The organism is Pseudomonas sp. TE31087, assembly GCF_057284075.1.
On sequence record NZ_JBXVNN010000001.1, the window covers coordinates 5,807,880 to 5,826,945 of the forward strand.

Annotated in this window: 8 protein-coding genes and 1 pseudogene; 7 read left to right on the plus strand and 2 right to left on the minus strand. The window is 64.8% G+C overall.

The features are described 5' to 3' along the window. Window positions 1-75: 75 nt before the first annotated feature. The gene (locus tag ACZ899_RS26375; RefSeq protein ID WP_234560284.1) at window positions 76-1,368 is read right to left on the minus strand and encodes a mechanosensitive ion channel family protein; all 1,293 of its coding nucleotides are present in this window, start codon (window positions 1,366-1,368) and stop codon (window positions 76-78) included. Between the two features lie 104 nt (window positions 1,369-1,472). On the opposite strand from ACZ899_RS26375, the gene ACZ899_RS26380 reads away from it, so the two are divergent. The 3 genes from ACZ899_RS26380 (at window position 1,473) to ACZ899_RS26390 (ending at window position 3,515) form a co-directional block, all read left to right on the plus strand. After that, entirely contained in the window at window positions 1,473-2,837 is a 1,365-nt protein-coding gene (locus ACZ899_RS26380; protein ID WP_234560285.1) for a DEAD/DEAH box helicase, read from the plus strand. 185 nt (window positions 2,838-3,022) lie between these two features. Continuing rightward, on the plus strand, window positions 3,023-3,304 hold the full coding sequence (locus ACZ899_RS26385; protein ID WP_203651449.1) for a BrnT family toxin: 282 nt from the start codon (window positions 3,023-3,025) through the stop codon (window positions 3,302-3,304). Further along, window positions 3,279-3,515 (plus strand): BrnA antitoxin family protein, encoded by a 237-nt coding sequence (locus ACZ899_RS26390; protein WP_023631177.1) that lies wholly within the window; start codon window positions 3,279-3,281, stop codon window positions 3,513-3,515. The genes ACZ899_RS26385 and ACZ899_RS26390 overlap by 26 nt, the downstream gene beginning before the upstream one ends. Before the next feature lie 11 nt (window positions 3,516-3,526). On the opposite strand, the gene ACZ899_RS26395 is transcribed toward ACZ899_RS26390, so the two are convergent. Beyond that, window positions 3,527-3,796 carry a hypothetical protein gene (locus ACZ899_RS26395; protein ID WP_050706787.1) on the minus strand — a complete coding sequence of 90 codons (270 nt, stop codon included), beginning with the start codon at window positions 3,794-3,796 and terminating at the stop codon, window positions 3,527-3,529. 218 nt (window positions 3,797-4,014) lie between these two features. Between ACZ899_RS26395 and ACZ899_RS26400 the strand changes: the two genes are divergently transcribed. The 4 genes and pseudogenes from ACZ899_RS26400 to ACZ899_RS26415 all read left to right on the plus strand — a co-directional run bounded on the left by ACZ899_RS26400 (window position 4,015) and on the right by ACZ899_RS26415 (window position 19,062). Beyond that, window positions 4,015-5,691 (plus strand): ShlB/FhaC/HecB family hemolysin secretion/activation protein, encoded by a 1,677-nt coding sequence (locus ACZ899_RS26400; RefSeq protein WP_485627981.1) that lies wholly within the window; start codon window positions 4,015-4,017, stop codon window positions 5,689-5,691. A gap of 23 nt (window positions 5,692-5,714) precedes the next feature. Beyond that, window positions 5,715-7,640: pseudogene (locus tag ACZ899_RS26405) on the plus strand (two-partner secretion domain-containing protein); the annotation flags it as partial. A gap of 33 nt (window positions 7,641-7,673) precedes the next feature. Next, window positions 7,674-11,753, plus strand: a complete 4,080-nt coding sequence (locus tag ACZ899_RS26410) for a beta strand repeat-containing protein (RefSeq protein WP_485628020.1) — start codon at window positions 7,674-7,676, stop codon at window positions 11,751-11,753. Continuing rightward, window positions 11,647-19,062 (plus strand): hemagglutinin repeat-containing protein, encoded by a 7,416-nt coding sequence (locus ACZ899_RS26415; protein WP_485627983.1) that lies wholly within the window; start codon window positions 11,647-11,649, stop codon window positions 19,060-19,062. The genes ACZ899_RS26410 and ACZ899_RS26415 overlap by 107 nt, the downstream gene beginning before the upstream one ends. The last annotated feature ends 4 nt before the right edge of the window (window positions 19,063-19,066 follow it).

Sequence of the window (19,066 nt, forward strand, 5' to 3'; positions counted from 1 at the left end):
TGGGAGCGGGCTTGCCCCGCGATTGGCCGTATCAGCCTTTTCGCGGGGCAAGCCCACTCCCACGCCCACCCAAGATCAGGCCTCGTCAAATTCTCGCATCGAGGTCACCAAAGGCGGCCTGGCCGCCAGCCCCGCGCGCATGTCGTTGCCACTCGGCTGCTGATACAGGCTCAGCCCGAACTCCGGCAGCACCGCCAGCAGGTAGTCGAAGATATCGCCCTGGATGCGCTCGTACTCGGCCCACACCGTGGTGGTGGTGAAGCAGTAGATCTCCAGTGGCACGCCTTCGGCGGTGGTCTGCATCTGGCGGACCATGCAGGTCATGTTCGGGTGCACGTTGGGGTGGTTCTTCAGGTAGGCCAGGGCGAAGGCGCGGAAGGTGCCGATGTTGGTCAGCTGGCGGCGGTTGGCCGAAAGCTCCGCCACCGGGCCCAGGGCCTCGTTCCAGTGATGCAGTTCCTGGCGCTTCTGCGCCAGGTAGTCGCCCAGCAGGCGTACCTGGCCCAGGCGCTGTTCTTCGTCCGGGCTGAGGAAGCGCACGCCGGCGGCGTCGATGAACAGGCTGCGCTTGATCCGACGCCCGCCGGACTGCTGCATGCCGCGGTAGTTGCGGAACGACTCGCTCATCAGGCGCCAGGTGGGGATCGAGACGATGGTCTTGTCGAAGTTCTGCACCTTGACCGTGTGCAGGGTGATGTCCACCACATCGCCGTCGGCGCCGGCCTGGGGCATCTCGATCCAGTCGCCGACGTGCAGCATGTCGTTGCTGGTCAGCTGCACGCTGGCGACGAACGACAGCAGGGTGTCCTTGTACACCAACAGCAGCACCGCCGACATGGCGCCCAGACCCGACAGCAGCAACAGCGGCGAGCGGTCGATAAGGGTGGCGACGATGACGATGGCGGCGAAGATCCACAGCATCATCTTGGCCAGCTGCATGTAGCCCTTGATCGAGCGGGTGCGGGCGTGTTCGCTGCGGGCATAGATGTCCAGCAGCGCATCGAGCAGGCAGGACAGGGCGCGGGTCATGAACAGCAGGGTCACCGCCAGGGCGACGTTGCCGAGGAAGTGCTGGGTGGTGGCCGACAACTCCGGCACCAGCTTCAGGCCGAACTGCACCACCAGCGACGGGGTGGTCTGTGCCAGGCGGTGGAACACCTTGTTGTGGCGCAGGTCGTCCAGCCACCTGAGTGCCTGTTGGCGGCCCAGCAGGCGGGTGGAGTGCAGGATCAGGAAGCGAGCGAGGCGGCCGACCAGCAGCGAGACCAGCAGCAGCACGATCAGGCCGAGGGCGGCATGCAGCAGCGGGTGTTGGTCGAGCGTGCCCCAGAGGTCGAGGGCGTCGCGCCAGAAGCGTTGGATGTCCATGGGCGTGGAAGCGGTCTGTGTTGCGGTATGAAGGGTTATTAGAGCGTGGATCGGCGCAAAGTTGCCAAAAGAAATTCGGTTCTGGCCACGGAAAACGTTACCCTATGCAACTGAATTTTTCGCACTTGCCCGAGGTTACCCCCGTGTTTTCCCAATTCGCCCTGCACGAACGCCTGCTCAAAGCCGTGGCCGAGCTGAAATTTGTCGAGCCGACGCCGGTGCAGGCAGCGGCCATTCCCCTGGCCCTGCAAGGGCGTGACCTGCGGGTGACGGCGCAGACCGGCAGCGGCAAGACTGCCGCCTTCGTGCTGCCGCTGCTCAACCGCCTGGTCGACCGCAGCGGCCCGAGCGTGGAGATCCGGGCGCTGATCCTGCTGCCGACCCGCGAGCTGGCCCAGCAGACCCTCAAACAGGTGAAACTGTTCTCGCAGTTCACCTACATCAAGTCGGGCCTGGTCACCGGCGGTGAAGACTTCAAGGAACAGGCCGCCATGCTGCGCAAGGTGCCGGACGTGCTGATCGGCACCCCCGGCCGTCTGCTCGAGCAACTCAATGCCGGCAACCTGGACCTGTCGCATGTGGAGGTGCTGATCCTCGACGAAGCCGACCGCATGCTCGACATGGGCTTTGCCGAAGACATGGAGCGCCTGTGCAAGGAGTGCGAGAACCGCAAGCAGACCCTGCTGTTCTCGGCCACCACGGGTGGTGCGGCCCTGCGCGATATCATCGGTAAAGTGCTCAAGGACCCTGAGCACCTGATGCTCAACAGTGTCTCGCAACTGGCCGAAGGCACCCGTCAGCAGATCATCACCGCCGACCACGACCAGCACAAAGAGCAGATCGTGCAGTGGCTGCTGGCCAACGAGACCTACCAGAAGGCAATCATCTTCACCAACACCCGTGCCCTGGCCGACCGTATCTATGGTCACCTGGTGGCCAAGGAGGTCAAGGCTTTCGTCCTGCACGGCGAGAAGGACCAGAAGGACCGCAAGCTGGCCATCGACCGCTTCAAGGACGGCGGTTCCAAGGTCCTGGTCGCCACTGACGTCGCCGCCCGCGGCCTGGACATCGACGGCCTGGACCTGGTGATCAACTTCGACATGCCACGCAGCGGTGACGAATACGTGCACCGTATCGGCCGCACCGGTCGTGCTGGTGGCGAAGGCCTGGCGATCTCGCTGATCACCCACAACGACTGGAACCTGATGTCGAGCATCGAGCGCTACCTCAAGCAGCAGTTCGAGCGCCGCGTCATCAAGGAGGTCAAGGGCACCTACAGCGGGCCGAAGAAGGTCAAGGCCTCGGGCAAGGCTGCCGGCAGCAAGAAGAAAAAGGGCGAGAAGAAGGCGGGCGCCGACAAGAAAGGCGCCGTCAAGAAAAAGCCTACCGCCAAGCCCAAGGCCAATGCGCCTCTGGCCAGCTCCGACGGCCTGGCACCGCTGAAAAAGCGCAAGCCGGCGGCTGAGTAAGCCCCTCCGGCCATGAGCCCGCCACTGCAACGGTGGCGGGTTGCTTCACCTCTTTCCCCAAGGCGCGTAGCCCGTTTCCCAAACCGTATTCCAGCCCGGGCGTTTTGTCGCCCGACCGCCACACTCCTCTGGCATCTGCAGTCAAGGAGGAGTAGCGTATGTACAGCTGTAAATACGATTGTCCCGTGCGATTTGAATGGGACGAGGACAAGAACCTGCTCAACATCCGCAAGCACGGTATCGACTTCAACGACGTGCCCGAGATGTTCCGCCAGCCGATGCTGGCGTTGCGCGATGAGCGATTCGAGTACCCGGAGGCACGCTGGATAGGCATGGGCTGGATCAACGCCTGGGTCAGCGTGGTCGCCTACACCGAACGGCAGGGTGATGTGATCCGCATCATTTCCGCCAGAAGAGCCACACGACGTGAGGTAACGCGCTATGTCGAAACCGTCCAGAAGCTGTGAGCAAGACCAAGCCCCGGTCGATACCTCGGACATCCCCGAACTCGACGATGACTTTTTCCGCCGCGCCGAGCTTCGAGTGCCGGCCAAGCAAACGGTGACCATCCGCCTGGACGCCGACGTGCTGGCCTGGTTCAAGGAACAGGGGGCCGGCTACCAGACCCGCATCAACCAGTTGCTTCGCCAGTACATGCAAGCCCAGCAGCGGCGCTGACACTGGCGCGGTCAGGTTTTCCTTTCCGCTTCTTTAAGCTCCTGGATGCGCTTGTCGATCAACTGGCATTTGTCCGGCAAGTCCTTGCTGGCCGTTCCGAGCTCCATGTGCTGGAGCTCGTCGTTTATCTCCTTGGCCTTGCGCGGGTTCTGTTCGGTCAACTGGCTGACCAGCCCTGCCAGTTCTTCTCTTTTCTGCGTGGCCTCTTCCGGTGTGCAGGCCCAGATGGGCTGTGCACAGAGCAGGGTGGCCGCGCAGATAAGGCATGGCAACGGTTTCATCCCTCGACTCCTTGTTACCAGTGGATTCAGTCCGGTGGAGGCGTCTGGCTGCCTGGAAGTTCAGTCCAGGTGATTGCTGGAAGGGTCCTTTGACGATTTCACGGTTTCTTGACGATATTAATTTGACGCCATGATGATGGCCAAATAATATCCCGCGCTCTTTTCCGTGGTCCAGGGACTGGATGATGTCTATGCGTTTTAACCGGGGGCGAGCTTGCATGCTTGCCGCCTTGCTGGCCTGCACGACCATGGGTACGGCCCGTGCTGCCTCACCCGGCGACCAGGACCTGATCCGCGACCGCCAGGACCGTCTGCTCGAAGAGCAGCAGCGCCGCCTCGAAGAGCTGCGCAACCTGCCCGGCAAGGCCGCTGAACCCGGTGAGTCGCAACCGGCGACCGACAGCCGCTGCTTCACCATCCACACCATCGAACTCAAGGGTGCCGACAGCCTGTCCGCCGCCGACCGCGACCGCCTGCTCAAGCCCTTCATCGACCAGTGCCTGGGCGTCACCCAGCTCAACGCCCTGCTCAAGGCCATCACCGACCATTACCTGGGCCGCGGCCTGGTCACCAGCCGCGCCTACCTGCCGCAGCAGGACCTGTCCTCGGGGCACCTGCAGGTATTGGTGGTGGAAGGGCGCCTGGAAGGGCTGCGCCCGGACCCGGCCAGCGGCCTGAGCGACCGCGAACTGGCCATGGCCTTCCCCGGCGATATCGACCAGCGCCTGAACCTGCGCGAGATCGAGCAGATGGTCGACCAGCTCAACCGCCTGCCGTCGAACAAGGCGCAGATGGAGCTGACCCCGGGCAAGGCCGTCGGCGGCAGCGAAGTGCTGGTGCGCAACACCCAGCAGAAACCCTGGCGCGCCTCGCTGTCGCGCAACAACGAAGGCCAGCGCAGCACCGGCGAGCAGATGCTCAACCTTGGCCTGGAATGGGACAGCCCACTGGGGCTGGCCGACCAGCTGATGCTGCGCGGCGGTCATGACGTGGTCAGCGACCATACCCAGGGCTCGAAGAACGGCGTGCTGTTCTACAACCTGCCGTGGGGCTGGTGGAACTTCACCTACAGCTACAGCGAGAGCGAATACCGCTCCCTGGCCCAGGCCAACGGCTTTACCTTCAAGCAGACCGGCGACAGCCAGAACCACCAGCTGCGCGCCGAGCGCGTGGTGCACCGCGACGCCACCAGCAAGACCTCGCTCAATGCCGGCATGGCCCACCTGCGCACCAACAACTACATCGAGGACAGCCGCCTGGCCGGCAGCAGCAACCGCCTGAGCGAGGCGCAGTTCGGCATCAACCATGGCCGGCGCCTGGGCAATGCCTTCGTCAACCTCGACCTGGGCACCCAGGAGGGCATCGGCGCCTTCGACGCCCAGGACAACGGCCATCCACGCCCGGGCCAGCCGGTGGCGCGCTACCGCAAGTACAGCGCCACGCTCAGCTACGTGCAGGGTTTCCAGCTCTTCGGCGAGCGCCTGAGCTTCAGCAGCCTGGCCACCGGCCAGCGCAGCGAGGACGTACTGTTCAGCCCGCAGCGCATCAGCCTGGGCGGGCTGTCGTCGGTGCGCGGCCTCAAGGACCAGTCACTGTCCGGCGACAGCGGCGGCTACTGGCGCAACGACCTGCGCTGGACCCGCCCGGTGAACTGGCAGGCTTTGCAGCCGCTGGTGGCCGAGTACGGCCTGGGCCTGGGCTACGACCTCGGGGTGATCCGCAACGATCGCTACAACGGCGAGTACCACGGCCGTGCCAGCAGCCATTCGCTGGAGTTGTTCGCCCGTGGCCAGCACATGGCCGCCAGCGTGACCTTCGCCCACAGCCTGGAACGCCCCGACGTGCTGACCGAAAAGGAACGCCCGGTGTATTTCCGCCTGGACTTCTTCATCTGACCGCCTGATTCACGAGACCTGACATGGACGTTCGCCTGTTTGCCTTCCTGGCCCGCCAACGCTCGGCCGAAATTCAGCCTCGTGAGCGTTTCTGCGGGTTGCCCAAGCGGGGCCTGGCGTTCCTGCTGGCCAACGCCATGTTCTGGCAGCCATTCTGGGCGCAGGCCGCCGAAGGCGTGGTGGTCAGCGGGCCGGGCACCCGGCTGGACCAGGCGGGCAATGGCGTGCCGATCGTCAACATCGCCGCGCCCAATGGCAGCGGGCTGTCGCACAACCAGTTCAGCGACTACAACGTCGGCCAGCAGGGGCTGATCCTCAACAACGCCACCGAGCGCACCCAGGCCACCCAGCTGGGCGGGATCATCCTTGGCAACCCCAACCTCCACGGCCAGGCGGCCAATGTCATCCTCAACGAGGTCAATGGCGCCAACGCCAGTCAGTTGCGTGGCTATACCGAGGTGGCCGGGCATGCGGCGCATGTCATCGTCGCCAACCCCCACGGCATCACCTGCGATGGCTGCGGTTTCATCAATACGCCACAGGCCACGCTGAGCACCGGCAAGCCGGTGATCGAGAACGGCCAACTGACCCGTTACCAGGTCGACCAGGGCCACGTCGCCATCGAAGGCGCGGGGATCAATGCCAGCAACGTCGACAGCTTCGAGCTGATTGCCCGCAGCACCAAGATCAATGCCGAGATCCAGGCCCGCAACCTGGCCATCGTCGCCGGGCGCAACGATGTCGATGCACGCACCCTGGCGGCCACTGCGCGTGCTGACGACGGCAGCGCCAAGCCGAGCCTGGCGATCGACTCCAGCGCGCTGGGCGGCATGTATGCCGGCGCGGTCAGGCTGGTCGGCACCGAGGCCGGTGTCGGTGTGCGCCTCGACGGGCGGATGATCGCCAGCGGTGGCGATATCCAGCTCGATGCCAATGGCCAGCTGAGCATGGCCCAGGCCAGCGCCGGGGGCGATGTGCGCATCCGGGCGACCGGTATCGAAACCCAGGGGCCGGTGCATGCCGGCAAGCAACTGCAGGTGGAAAGCCGTGGTGACCTGGTCAACCGTCAGGGGCTGACCGCGGCAGGTTCGGTGCAACTGGACGCGGCAAGTCAACTGAGCAACCTTGGGGGCATCCAGGCCGGCATCCAGGCCGATGGCAGCCGCGCGGCCGACGCCGACCTGAAGATCAACGCCGGAGCCGTGGACAACCGCAACCAGCGCCTGATCGCCAGCGGTGACCTGACGCTGACCACGGGCGGTCGCCTGGATAACCAGGGCGGCAGCCTCAGCGCCGGGCGCCATGTCGACATCAACGCCGCAACGCTGGACAACCGCCAGCAGGGCAAGGTTGTCGCGGACGGGCGCATGACCCTGGCCGGTGGACAACTGCTCAACAGCGACCGTGGCCAGATCATCAGCCAAGGGGCACTGAACGCCACCTGGGCGCACCTCGACAACCAGGCCGGTGAGTTGTCCAGCTTCGATGTGCTGACCGTGCATCTCGACCAGGCGCTGCTCAATGTCGATGGCGTGGTTTCTGGTGCTGGCATGGAGATCCATGCCCTGACGCTGAACAACCTGCGTGGCGTGGTGTCCAGCAGTGCCGGCCTGGAGCTGGTCAGTGGCGCCGATATCGACAACCAGCACGGTGAGATCTCCAGCGCCGGTGCCAGCCAGCTGCGCGCCGCCAGCCTCGACAACCGTGGCGGCAGGCTCAGTGCCGATCAGGCGCTGACGCTGACCGTCGGCCAGGCTCTGGATAACCGCAAAGGCGTGCTGGCCTCGGGTACGGCGCTGACGGTGAGCGCCGCCAGCCTCGACAACCGCGAGCAGGGCAAGCTGCTCAGCGATGGCACACTGACCGCCAAGGTCAGCGGCGTGCTCGACAACCAGGACAAAGGCTTGCTCAGTGGTACTGGCGCGACGCACATTGAGGCCGGCCAGCTGGACAATCGCGGCGGGCGACTGGTTGGCAAGGACTTGCTGACCCTGCAAGGCCTGCGCTGGGAGAACCGCGGCGGCAAGATCGAGGGCGATGGCGCGATGACGCTGACCCTCGACCACCTGGACAACCGCGACCTGGGCCTGGTCAGCGGCCAGGCCGGGGTGCGCTTCAATGGCACCGAACTGCTCAACCAGCTCGGCATCTTCGGTGCGAAGGGCAACCTGGACCTGGTCGCTGCGCACCTGGACAACAGCGGCGGCAGCCTGACCAGCGGTGGTGATCTCGATGGGCAGGTCACGCGCCTGGAACAGCTCGGCGGCAAGCTGTCCGCCGACGGCAAGCTGACCCTCAAGGGCAATTCGCTGGTCAACCGCCAGGGCGCCGTGCTGGGCGCCGGGCAGGGCATGCGCCTGACCGTGGGCAACGTCGACAACCGTGGCGGCGAGCTGTCCGCGGCCAAGGCGCTGAGCCTGACCGGCCAGCACCTGGACAACACCGGCGGCCAGGTCCTGGCCGACACCGACCTGTCGCTGACGGTGGCCGAGGTCATCAACCAGGCCCAGGGCCTGCTGCGCGGCAAGGGCCAACTGACCCTCGACGGCCAGACCCTGGACAACCGCGACGGGCGTGTTTCCGGCGAGCAGGGCGCGCGCCTGCGCCTGGGCCAGGCGCTCGACAACGGCAAGGGGCTGCTGACCAGCGAGGGAGACCTCGATATCGGCGCCGCCAGCCTCGACAACAGCGACGCCGAGCTGAGCAGCGCCGGCAAGCTCACCCTGGCCACCACCGGCAAGGTAGACAACCAGCGCGGTTCGATCACCGCCGACGGCACCCTCGACCTGCGCAGCGCCAGCCTGGACAACCGTGCCGGCGAGATCGGCGCCCAGGGGGCCGTGGACATCGCCACCGGCACGCTGGACAACCGCGACAGTGGCCATGTGGTCGGCAACGACCGCCTGACCATCAAGGCTGGCCAGGTCAACAATGCCGGTGCAGACAGCCGCATCGACAGCGATGGCGCAATGAGCCTGACCGCCACCGGCTTCGACCAGCAGGCCGGGCGCCTGCTGAGCAAGGCCTCGATCACCCTCGACCTGGGCCAGGGCGCATTGGTCAACCATGGCCTGATCAAGGCTCCGGTGCTGGTGCTGAACAACCTCGGCAGCGTCGACAACCAGCGGGGCGAGATTTCCAGCCCGCAAGGTTTCACCCTCGTCACCACGACGCTGGACAACCGCCAGGGCAAGCTGATCAGCGACCAGGCCTTGACGGTGCGTATCGCCCAGGCACTGGACAATACCAAGGGGCTGGTCTCGGCCAAGGGCCTGGACCTGCGTGCCGCCAGCCTGGACAACCGCGAAGGTGAAGTCAGCAGCCGCTCCAGCCTGGTCGTGGCTATTGATGATCGCCTGGACAATCGCCAGGGCACATTGGTAGGCGACACCTCGCTGAAGCTCGACGCCAAGACCCTGGACAACAGCAAGGGCAAGATCTCCGGCAAGGGCCGCGGCGAGATCGAGGCCGCCACACTGCTCAACACTGCGGGTTCGCTGGTCAGCCTGGAGCAGTTGCGGATCAAGGGTGGCGAGCTGGACAACCGTGAGTCAGGGCTGCTCGGCAGCAACGGCGCCCTGACCCTGGACGTCGATCGGATCGACAACCGTGGCGGCGAGATCACCGGCAAGGCCGCTGTCGCACTCACCGGCACTTCGCTGGACAACAGCGACGGCGGCCTGCTGGTCGCCGGCACGGGCATGACCCTCGCACTGCAGGCACTGCTCAATCGCAACAAGGCACGTATCGAGGCCCAGACCGGCCTGACCCTGACCGGTCTGACCCTGGATAACGACGGTGGCCGCCTGACCAGCCAGCGGGACATGACCCTGACCTTGACCGGCGCGGCGCTCAACCGCCTCGGCCTGATCAGCGCCGAGGGCCAGCTGGTGATGGCTGCGCAAAGCCTGGACAACAGCACTGGCAAACTGGATAGCGCCGGCAGCTTGAAGCTGACCACGGCAGGCGCGCTGCTCAACAAGGGTGGCGAGTTGCTGAGCGACGGTGACATCACCCTGGCCAGCGCCAGCCTGGAAAACACCGACAAGGGCGTTATTGCCAGCAAGGGCGCGCTGACCATTACCACTGGCCACCTGGACAACAGCCGCCAGGGCAGTATCAGCAGCAACCGCACCCTCGATCTGCATGCTGGTCAACTGGACAATCGCGACGGCGGCCGAGTCGGTAGCCGTGAAGCACTCAGTGCAACGGTGACCGGCCTCGACCAGCAGGGTGGCAAGCTGTTCAGTGACACTTCGGTGAACCTCGACCTGAGCCATGGCCACCTGGATAACCGTGGCGGCCTGATCAATGCCCCGTCGCTGCTGCTGAACAATCTCAAGACCGTGGCCAACCAGGGTGGCGAGATCTCCAGCGCGCAAGCGTTCACCGTCGCCGCCGAGCAACTCGACAACGGCAATGGCCGTTTGCTCAGTGACCAGCGCCTGCTGCTGCAGATCAGCCAGCGCCTGGACAACCTCAAGGGCCTGATCGGCGGCCAGTCGCTGGAGGTTCATGCCGGTGTGCTGAGCAACCGCGACGGCGGCCGCATCGAAGCCAAGGACGCGCTCACACTCACCAGCAAGGGCCTGGACAACCACGGCGGCAAACTGCTCGGCAGCAGCCTTGCACTGGACCTGCTCGGCGCCGACCTGGACAACGGCGCCGGCCTGATCACCACCGCCGGCCCATTGACCCTCGCCAACCTGGCCAAGCTCGTCAACCAGGGCGGCGAGATCTCCACCGCCCAGGCCCTGCGCCTGGACGTCAGCGAGCTGGACAACCGTGACGGCAAGCTGATCAGCGAGCAGGCGCTGAGCATCACCAGCGGCGCCATCGACAACCGCAACGGCCTGGTTTCGGGCTGGCAGGGGCTGACCGTTACCGGCCAGAGCCTGGACAACCGCCAGCAAGGCACCCTGTCGAGCCGTTCCGGCGCCGTGCAGGCGACCGTGGCCGGCGCCTTGCGCAACAGTGACGGCGGCGCGCTGGTCGCCCAGCAGCGCCTGGAGGTCAAGGCCGACAGCCTGGACAACAGCGCCAAGGGCATCCTGTCCAGCGGCAGCGGCCAGCAGCTGACCATCACGGCGGCCCTGGACAACCATGAAGGCGGCCTGATTGATGCCGGTGAAAAACTGGTCATCAGCGCTGGCGCCCTCGACAACCACGGCGGTCGCGTGGCCACCCGGCAGGACCTGGGCCTGAACGCCGCGAGCCTGAACAACAACGACGGCAACCTCGCGGCCCAGGGCGCCCTGACCCTCGACCTGCTCGGCGATTTTCTCAACCGCAAGGGCACGCTGTTCGCCGGCAAGGACCTGCTGATCCAGCGCGCCGGGCTGGTCGACAACCAGGCTGGCCAGATCGCCAGCCAGGGTCTGCTCAAGGTGCTGGCTGGCAGCATCGACAACAGCCAGCGCGGCACCCTGGCCGCCAATGGCGCGCTCGTGCTCAACAGCAGCGGGGCGCTCAGCAACACGAGCGATGGCCTGATCTACAGCCAGCAGGGTGAGGTAGGCCTGCAGGCGGCAAGCCTGAACAATGCCAAGGGCACCGTGCAGGCCAAGGGCGCGATCAGCGTGCAGGCCAACGGCGTGCTCGACAACCAGGGCGGCAAGCTGATCGCCCAGGAAGGCGTACTGAGCGTGACCGCCGACACCCTCGACAACCGCGGCGGCATCCTTGCCAGCCTCAAGCAGTCGCTGGGTGTGCGCACCACCGGTGTACTGCGCAACGGCAGCGACGCCAATGGCCAGCGCGGCGTTCTCCAGGCCCTGGGCCTCGATGTGCAGAGCGCCAGTCTGGACAACCACGGCGGGCGCATCGCGGCGTTGGGTGGTGATGCACTGATCCGCACCGGGCAGCTGGATAACCGCGACGGCGGCATCTCCGCCAGCGGCCTGCTCAAGGTCAACGGCGCCAGCCTGCTCAACGGTGGCGACGCGCGCGGCGAAATTGGTCGGCCAGCGTATCGACATCGGGCTGAGCGGCGCGCTGGACAACCGTGGCGGCATCGTCGAAAGCGCGAGTACTTTCGCCATCACTGCCGCCAGCCTGGATAACCAGGGTGGCCAGTTGCGTGCCGTGGGCAGCACAGGCAAGAGCCAGTTCGCCATTGGCGGCCTGTTCGACAACCGCACCGGGCTGGTGGAAGTCGGTAATACCGACCTGACGCTCGGCGTCGGCGTGTTGCAGAACGTCGGCGGCAAGGTGCTGCATGCGGGCAAGGGCGTGTTCGACATCGACACGCTCAACCTGACCCGCGCTGGCGGCAATCTGATCACCCGTGGCGGTCTGACCCTGACCGCCGACAGCTGGACCAACGCCAGCGTGATCCAGGCCGGGCGCCTGACGGTCAACGTCAACAACCTCACCCAGACCGCCGGCGGCCAGTTGCTGGCATTCGACAGCCTGGTGGGCAACGGCGGCAACTGGAGCAACGATGGCCTGATTGCCAGTGACGGTGATCTCAGCCTGAACCTGGGGGGCACTTACAGCAGCGCCAATGGGCGGGTGAACAGCCTGGGTACGCTGGGCGTGAGCGCGGCGCAGATGAGCCTGGGTGGCAACGCCAGCATCACCGGCGTGGGCAACACCACGGTCAACGTGGCGGGCCTGCTGACCAACCAGGGGCGGCTGAGTGCGGCAGGTGATCTGCTGGTCAATGCCGGCAGCCTGAACAACCTGGGGACCCTGGGAGGCAACCAGCTGGTGCGCGTGACCACCGGCAGCCTACGCAACGATCGCGGCCTGTTGTTCAGTGGCGGGGACATGCAGCTGTACACCGGGACCCTGACCAACTTCTATGGCGACGTTTACAGCCTGGGTGGGCTGACGGTGGCGGGCAATGCCGCAGGTGGGCTGGCGAGCAAGGTGGAGAACATCTCCGGCAGCCTGGAAAGTGCCGGGGACATGCGCCTGAATGCGCAGACGATCGAGAACCGCAAGGAAATCTTCAAGACCACGGGGGCCCCGACCTGGAGCTCGATCGGCATGCGTCAGACCGGTCCGGGCGGCGGTCATATGGTGCTTGAGGAGTACTACGAGAAGAAGGTCGAGATCGACTCGCCCGCCGGCGCCATCCGTGCTGGCCGCGACCTGTTCGTGCTCGGGGGGCGGCTGGAGAACTCGGCTTCGGTGATCACCGCACAGCGTGATATCACGGTCAATGTGCAGAACTTCCTCAACAAGGGCGAGGCACTGGGCACCTATTCGGTATTGAAGTCGTTCACCCTGTCAGGCGTGGACAAGGTCAAGTACGCCATGCCGTATTTTGCTGCGGTGATGCGCTACAACGCAGCCAATGACCCGCAATACACAAGGGCCAACAGTAACGGCGACAGACACCTCGTTGGCACATTGCGCATGTGGGATGCCAACTGGAACGAGTCACGCATCACGCCCTACACCCGGCTTGGCGGTACCGCGAACTTCAACACCATCGCGGTCATCGGTTGGAAGAGCTGGTTCGACGGCTTCTCGCTCAGTGCGCTGAACATTGCGCCGGCATACAACCCGAATGCGAGAGCGCCGCTGCCCGCGCAGATTCAAGGCGTCACGTTCTACGACCAGCGTACCATCGAGCACGGCACTCAGGTCGGTGCCGCGAATGCTGTGGTACAGGCGGGTGGCCGGGTAAGCATCAATGCCACCAGGGATGTGATCAACAGCGTCATCCAGGAAGGGTTGACGGTCAGTGGTCCGGCAGGCAAGGCGTTTGACCCCAAGCTGCCGGGCGCTGCCGGTAACACGGTTATCCGTATTCACGCCCAGCTTCCCCCTGACCTGGCGCAACAACAGGTCAACCCCCTGGCGTTGGGCGGCTTCACCTTGCCCACCGGCCAGAACGGACTGTTCCGCCTGAGTGGCCAGGGGGGCAGTACCGCGGGTGCCTCGCCGCAGGGTTGGACACTGGGAACTGCCGAGGTTTCGAACCAGGGCCGCCAGGCGCTGGCACCAGGCGGTCAGCCCGGCGCGCTGCAGGCCATGGACGCCAGTGCGGGGAACCAGAGCCATCAGGACATCGACCGCATCGCCCACCAGGGCGGTGCCGTGGGCGGCAACGCAAGTGCCATCGGTGTCTACGCACCGGGCGGTGCGCCGGTTGACGCCACCCCTGTGCCGCGCCATCCCGGTGCCAACGGCAACCCGTGGAGCAACTCACGTCCCGACATTGCGGGTGTCACCCGTATGCCGGACAGCCAATACACCAGCAAGCCACACAAGTACTTGATCGAGACCAACCCGGTCCTGACCGACCTCAAGCAGTTCATGAGCTCCGACTACCTGCTCGGCAACCTGGGCTACGATCCGGACCAGAGCTGGAAGCGCCTGGGCGATGGCCTCTACGAGCAACGTCTGATCCAGCAGGCGGTGGTGGCCCGTACTGGCCAGCAGTTCATCGATGGCCAGACCTCCGGCGAGCAGTTGTTCAAGTACCTGATGGACAATGCCCTGCGCAGCAAGGACCAGCTGCAGCTCAGCCTGGGCGTGGGCCTGACGGCTTCCCAGGTGGCGGCGCTGACCCATGACATCGTGTGGATGGAAAAACACCAGGTCAACGGCGAAGAAGTCCTGGTGCCGGTGCTTTACCTGGCCCAGGCCAACAATCGCCTGGCCCCCAATGGCGCGTTGATCGCCGGCCAGGACGTGGAACTGATCGCCGGCGAGAACCTGACTAACGTCGGGACCTTGCAGGCCAGCCGCAACCTGTCCGCCACCGCTGGCAACAACCTGGTCAACACCGGCCTGGTCCAGGCCGGAGAGCGCCTGGAACTGCTGGCCGGCAACAACCTGAGCAACAGCGCCGGCGGCATCATCACCGGGCGCGACGTGAGCCTGACCGCGGTCAATGGGGACATCCTCAACCAGCGCGACCAGGTGCGCGCCGTCACCAACTTCGGCGGCACCAGCCAGCACAAGGACTACCTGGATAACGCCGCCCGTATCGAAGCCGGGAACAGCCTCAGCCTCAAGGCGGGCCAGGACATCAACAACGTCGCCAGTGTGATCCAGAGTGGCGGCGACCTGTCCCTCAACGCCGGGCGCGATGTCAGCCTGCTGTCGGTCGAGGAGCGCGAAGGCTTCTACAGCAACCGCCAGCGCAACAACACCGTGCAGCAGCATGGCGCGACGGTTACCGCCGGTCGCGACCTGAGCATTGGCGCGGGCCGTGATCTCACCGCGGTGGCCAGCCAGATCGATGCGGGCCGCAACCTGTCCCTGGCCGCGGGCGAAGACCTGAACCTGACCTCCGCCGCCAACGAAGCCCACAGCTTCAGCCGCAGCAAGAAGGTCACCCAGTCCAAGGACCAGGTCACCCAGGTCTCGACCACGGTCAAGGCCGGTGGTGACGTGTCGCTGTCTGCCGGCCAGGACATGGCCATCGTCGCCAGCCAGGTCAAGGGCAAGGGCGATGTCGACATCGACGTCGAGCGCGACCTGACCATCGCTTCCGCCCAGGACGAAAGTGCGTCCTACTACCTCAAGAAGAGCAAGGGTTCGTTCGGTCGCAAGAGTTCGAACCAGAAGGAGAGCTACCACAGCACCAACGTCGCCTCGGTGATCGAGGCCGGTGGTGATCTCACCGTCAACGTCAGCAAGCAGGACTATGGCGGCATCTCCCTGGATGGCGGCCGCGATGTCACGGTGATCGGCAGCCAGCTCAAGGCCGGCGGCGACCTCATGATTGGCGCGACGGGCGATGTGGCGGTGCTGTCCGGCGTCGAAGAGCATGGCGAGTTCAGCAAGAAGACCAAGTCCGGCTTCCTCGGCCTGTCGAAGAGCGGCAAGAGCCAGCTCAAGACCAGCGCCACCCAGGTGGGCAGCGAGCTCGATGCCGGCAACGACATTGTCCTGGCGGCGGGCAGCGACGTGCGCCTGCGCGCGAGCAAGGCCAATGCCGGCAACGATGTGGAACTGCGCGCCGGGTTGGTGGATGACGAGGGCGATGTCAACCTGGTGTCGGCCAACGACACCGCCTATAGCCGCAGCGAGGAGTACAAACAGAAGCTCAAGCTGTCGCTTTCGGCCAAGGACATGCTGTCGCCGACAGCGCTGATGCTGCCGGGCGTGCAAAACGTCTCGATCCCCTCGGTGTCGATTGCGTCGGCAAAGACCTCCGGGCATGAAGCGCGCAGCAGCACCAGTGTCGGCAGCCAGGTGGTCGCCGTGCGCGACGCCACCCTGGAGGCGGAACGCGATATCAACGTGCTCGGTAGCGGGATCAATGCCGGACGCAATGTCAGCCTGAACGCCGGGCGTGACGTGAATATCACTGCGGCGCAGAACCAGCGTGACGATACGCAGTGGTCCAAGTCGAGCAGCGTCGGGCTGCATTCGGACACCGACGACAACGGTACCAATTTCTTCGCAGGCGTTGAAAAAGAGAAAGCCAAGGACCGCCTGCGCGAGCAGCTGGCTGCCGGCAGTCGCATCCAGGCTGGCAAGGACCTGGATATCAATGCCGGGCGTGATATCAACCAGACCGGTTCGGACTTGCTGGCAGGGCACGATATCAGCCTTGGCGCCGGACGAGACATCAACATCGATGCCGGCCGCGACACGCGGATTCAAGAGCAGGAGCGCGAATATGAGAGCCAGGGGGTCAGTGGCTCGATCAAACACAACGCCGGCAGTACCAAGGATGCGATAAGCAATACCGGCAAGGGCGAGGATGGTGTCAGCAAGGGTTCCAGCACCTTGCAGACCGTGGACGCCATCGGCCAGTTCTTCTCCGGCCCCACCGGAGACGGCAAGATCGGTACCAGCAAGCAGACCAGCAGCCAGCAAAGCGTGGAGCAGAGCAATCGGTCTTCGACGCTGGAGGCCGGCAACGATGTGAAGATGCAGGCCGGCAACGACGTCAATATCAAGGGCAGCAAGGTCCAGGCCGGGCGTGACATCGACATCAAAGGCCGGGATATCAATATTGATGTCGCCAAGGGCAGCAGCAGCCAGGAAAGCAACCAGTCGCAGAGCTGGGGTGGCGTGCATGGCGGCACCAGCGGCGGCTTCAAGGTCGGCATCGGTGGCAGCCATGGCACTGCCAGTGCCGATGGCCAGCAGGGCACCTCCACGCCTTCGCAGCTGGAGGCCGGCGGCAACATCAAACTCGACGCCAGCAATGACCTGAACATCGTGGGCAGCCAGGTCAAGGCCGGCCGCGATGTGGAGTTGAATGCCGGCAATGAGCTGAACATCGTCGCTGCCAAGAACGACAGCCAGCAGGAGCAGAACCGTCATAGCGGCGGTGGCGAGGTCGGCCTGACCTTCGGCTCTGAAGGTGTGGGCGTCTACGCCAGCGTCAACATGGGCAAGGGCGACCTGGAGCGTGAAACCCAGCGTCATCAGCAAGCCTATGTGTATGCCGGTGACCAGCTGAAGTTCACCAGTGGCAAGGACACCAACATCAAGGGCGCCCAGGTACGCGGCGACGAAGTGATTGGCCGTGTCGGTGGCGACCTCAACGTGGCCTCGGCCATCGACACTGGCAAGGTCAAGGGCAAGGAGTTCGACATCAATGCCACCGTCACCGTGGGCCCGGGTGCCGGTGTCAGTGGCTCGGTCGGCTATGGCAAGACCACCGGCAAGACCGAGTGGGTCGAGGACCAGACGCGCATCACCGGGCGTGACAAGGTCGATATCCGCACCGAGAACCACACCCAGCTCGACGGTGCGCTGATCGCCGCCGACAACGGCAATCTCAAGCTCGATACCGGCACCCTGGGCTTCAGCGACATTGCCGGCAAGGACAAGGAGCACGGTTACTACCTGAACGTGGGTGGCAGCTGGAAGAAGGGGTCAGCCAGTGCCGAGCAGGACCCTTCCAACGGCAAGGTCACCGCAGACGCGGGCAACGGCGAGAAGGGTTCGAAGAACCAGACCAGCTGGAGCGTCAGTGGCTGGGAGTATGAAAAGGACCGCGAGCAGACCGTCCGCGCCACCGTGGGTGCAGGTGATATCACTGTGCGCAAGGACGCCGAGACCGGCCAGGACTCCACCGTCGGGCTGAACCGTGACCTCGACAAAGCCTACGAAATCACGCGGGACAAGGAGTCGCGCACTGATCTCTATGTGACCGACAGCTCGCTGCACGATGTGCTGAATCCCAAGGAGACGCTGCAGAAATGGAGCGATGGGCTGCTCGACTACGACAAGACGGCGCTGAAGAACTTCGAACAGGCCGGCAATGCCCTCAACGCCCTGGTCAATCGTTACCAGCGCATGACCGGGCGGCCAATGGACAGCGGCGCTGTTGCGGTCGCGGGCCGGGCGCTGGCGGAAAACACCCTCGAGTCGCTGATCCTGGCAGGGATGTCGCCACGCGATGCCATGGCCTTGATGGGCAAGGAAGACTTCCAGACCCAGGTATTGCAGCAGCTCAACAACCTTGAGCATGTGTTCGAGCAGTCGCAGGATTTCACCCGCGAGCTTGAGCGAAATCTGGGGGCTCTGCAGCTAGACACGACACATGTCACGGCGGAGCGCGACAGCGTCCAATGGACGCTGACCTATGTCTCGACCATCAACGAGTACCTGGACGCGCATCCGGATGGGGCCGAAGCGGTCACCGTGGCACTTGCCATGCTGCAAGGCCCCAAGGCTGTCATCCAGTTGGCTGTCAGCCAGGTGATCGACCAGACGGAGCTGGGCAAGGACTTCAATGCCAAGGTCGAAGAGGCCGTGGCGAAGGTTGGCAAGTACATTGCCGAACGCATGGAAGGAGAGGACGACCTCGACAAGAAGGAAGGTGGCGACTTCCTGATTGGCGGTGGCAAGTTGATCACCAGCGTGATCATGGGCGCCATACCAGGACGCAAGGGCGGCACCCACCATGAAGGGAGCAATGGGCCGGGATCTCACCTGGATGTGCCGGACACCCGCAAGCCGCACGAGCCGCCTGCCGGCGATGTGCCGCCCAAGGGGCCGACATCGGCGTTCACCCAGCTTTCCAGCCAGGCACGGCGTTATCTCAATGAGCTGGAGGCGCACACGGGCCTCAAGGTCACCGCCGAGCAACGCGACAACCTGGCAAATGCCTTGCGCGAAAAGAACTACACCAAGCTCACGCCCAAGGAAACCCAGAAACACCGACGCGAGTTCAACAAGGTCAAGGACGAGCTGATCGGCCAGTGGGAAACCAAGACAGGCCAGACATGGCCCCGCTACACCGAGAACGTGATGAGCAAGGATGGAACAAAGGTGGTGCGCAAGGCCGGACAGCCCTACGATGCGCACCACATCATCGAAAGTGGGTTCGGCGGACCTAACGAATGGTGGAACATGCACCCGGCACGCTTCCCCGACCAGCATCAAGGTGGCATCCATGGGAAAGACAGCGTGAGCAGGGAAATCTTCACATCACGATAAGAGG

Coding starts and splice junctions, on each gene's coding strand:
- ACZ899_RS26390 (WP_023631177.1), top strand. CDS start 3,279: ATGTCGAAACCGTCCAGAAGCTGTGAGCAAGACCAAGCCCCGGTCGAT.
- ACZ899_RS26395 (WP_050706787.1), bottom strand. CDS start 3,796: ATGAAACCGTTGCCATGCCTTATCTGCGCGGCCACCCTGCTCTGTGCA.
- ACZ899_RS26400 (WP_485627981.1), top strand. CDS start 4,015: ATGCTTGCCGCCTTGCTGGCCTGCACGACCATGGGTACGGCCCGTGCT.
- ACZ899_RS26375 (WP_234560284.1), bottom strand. CDS start 1,368: ATGGACATCCAACGCTTCTGGCGCGACGCCCTCGACCTCTGGGGCACG.
- ACZ899_RS26380 (WP_234560285.1), top strand. CDS start 1,473: ATGCAACTGAATTTTTCGCACTTGCCCGAGGTTACCCCCGTGTTTTCC.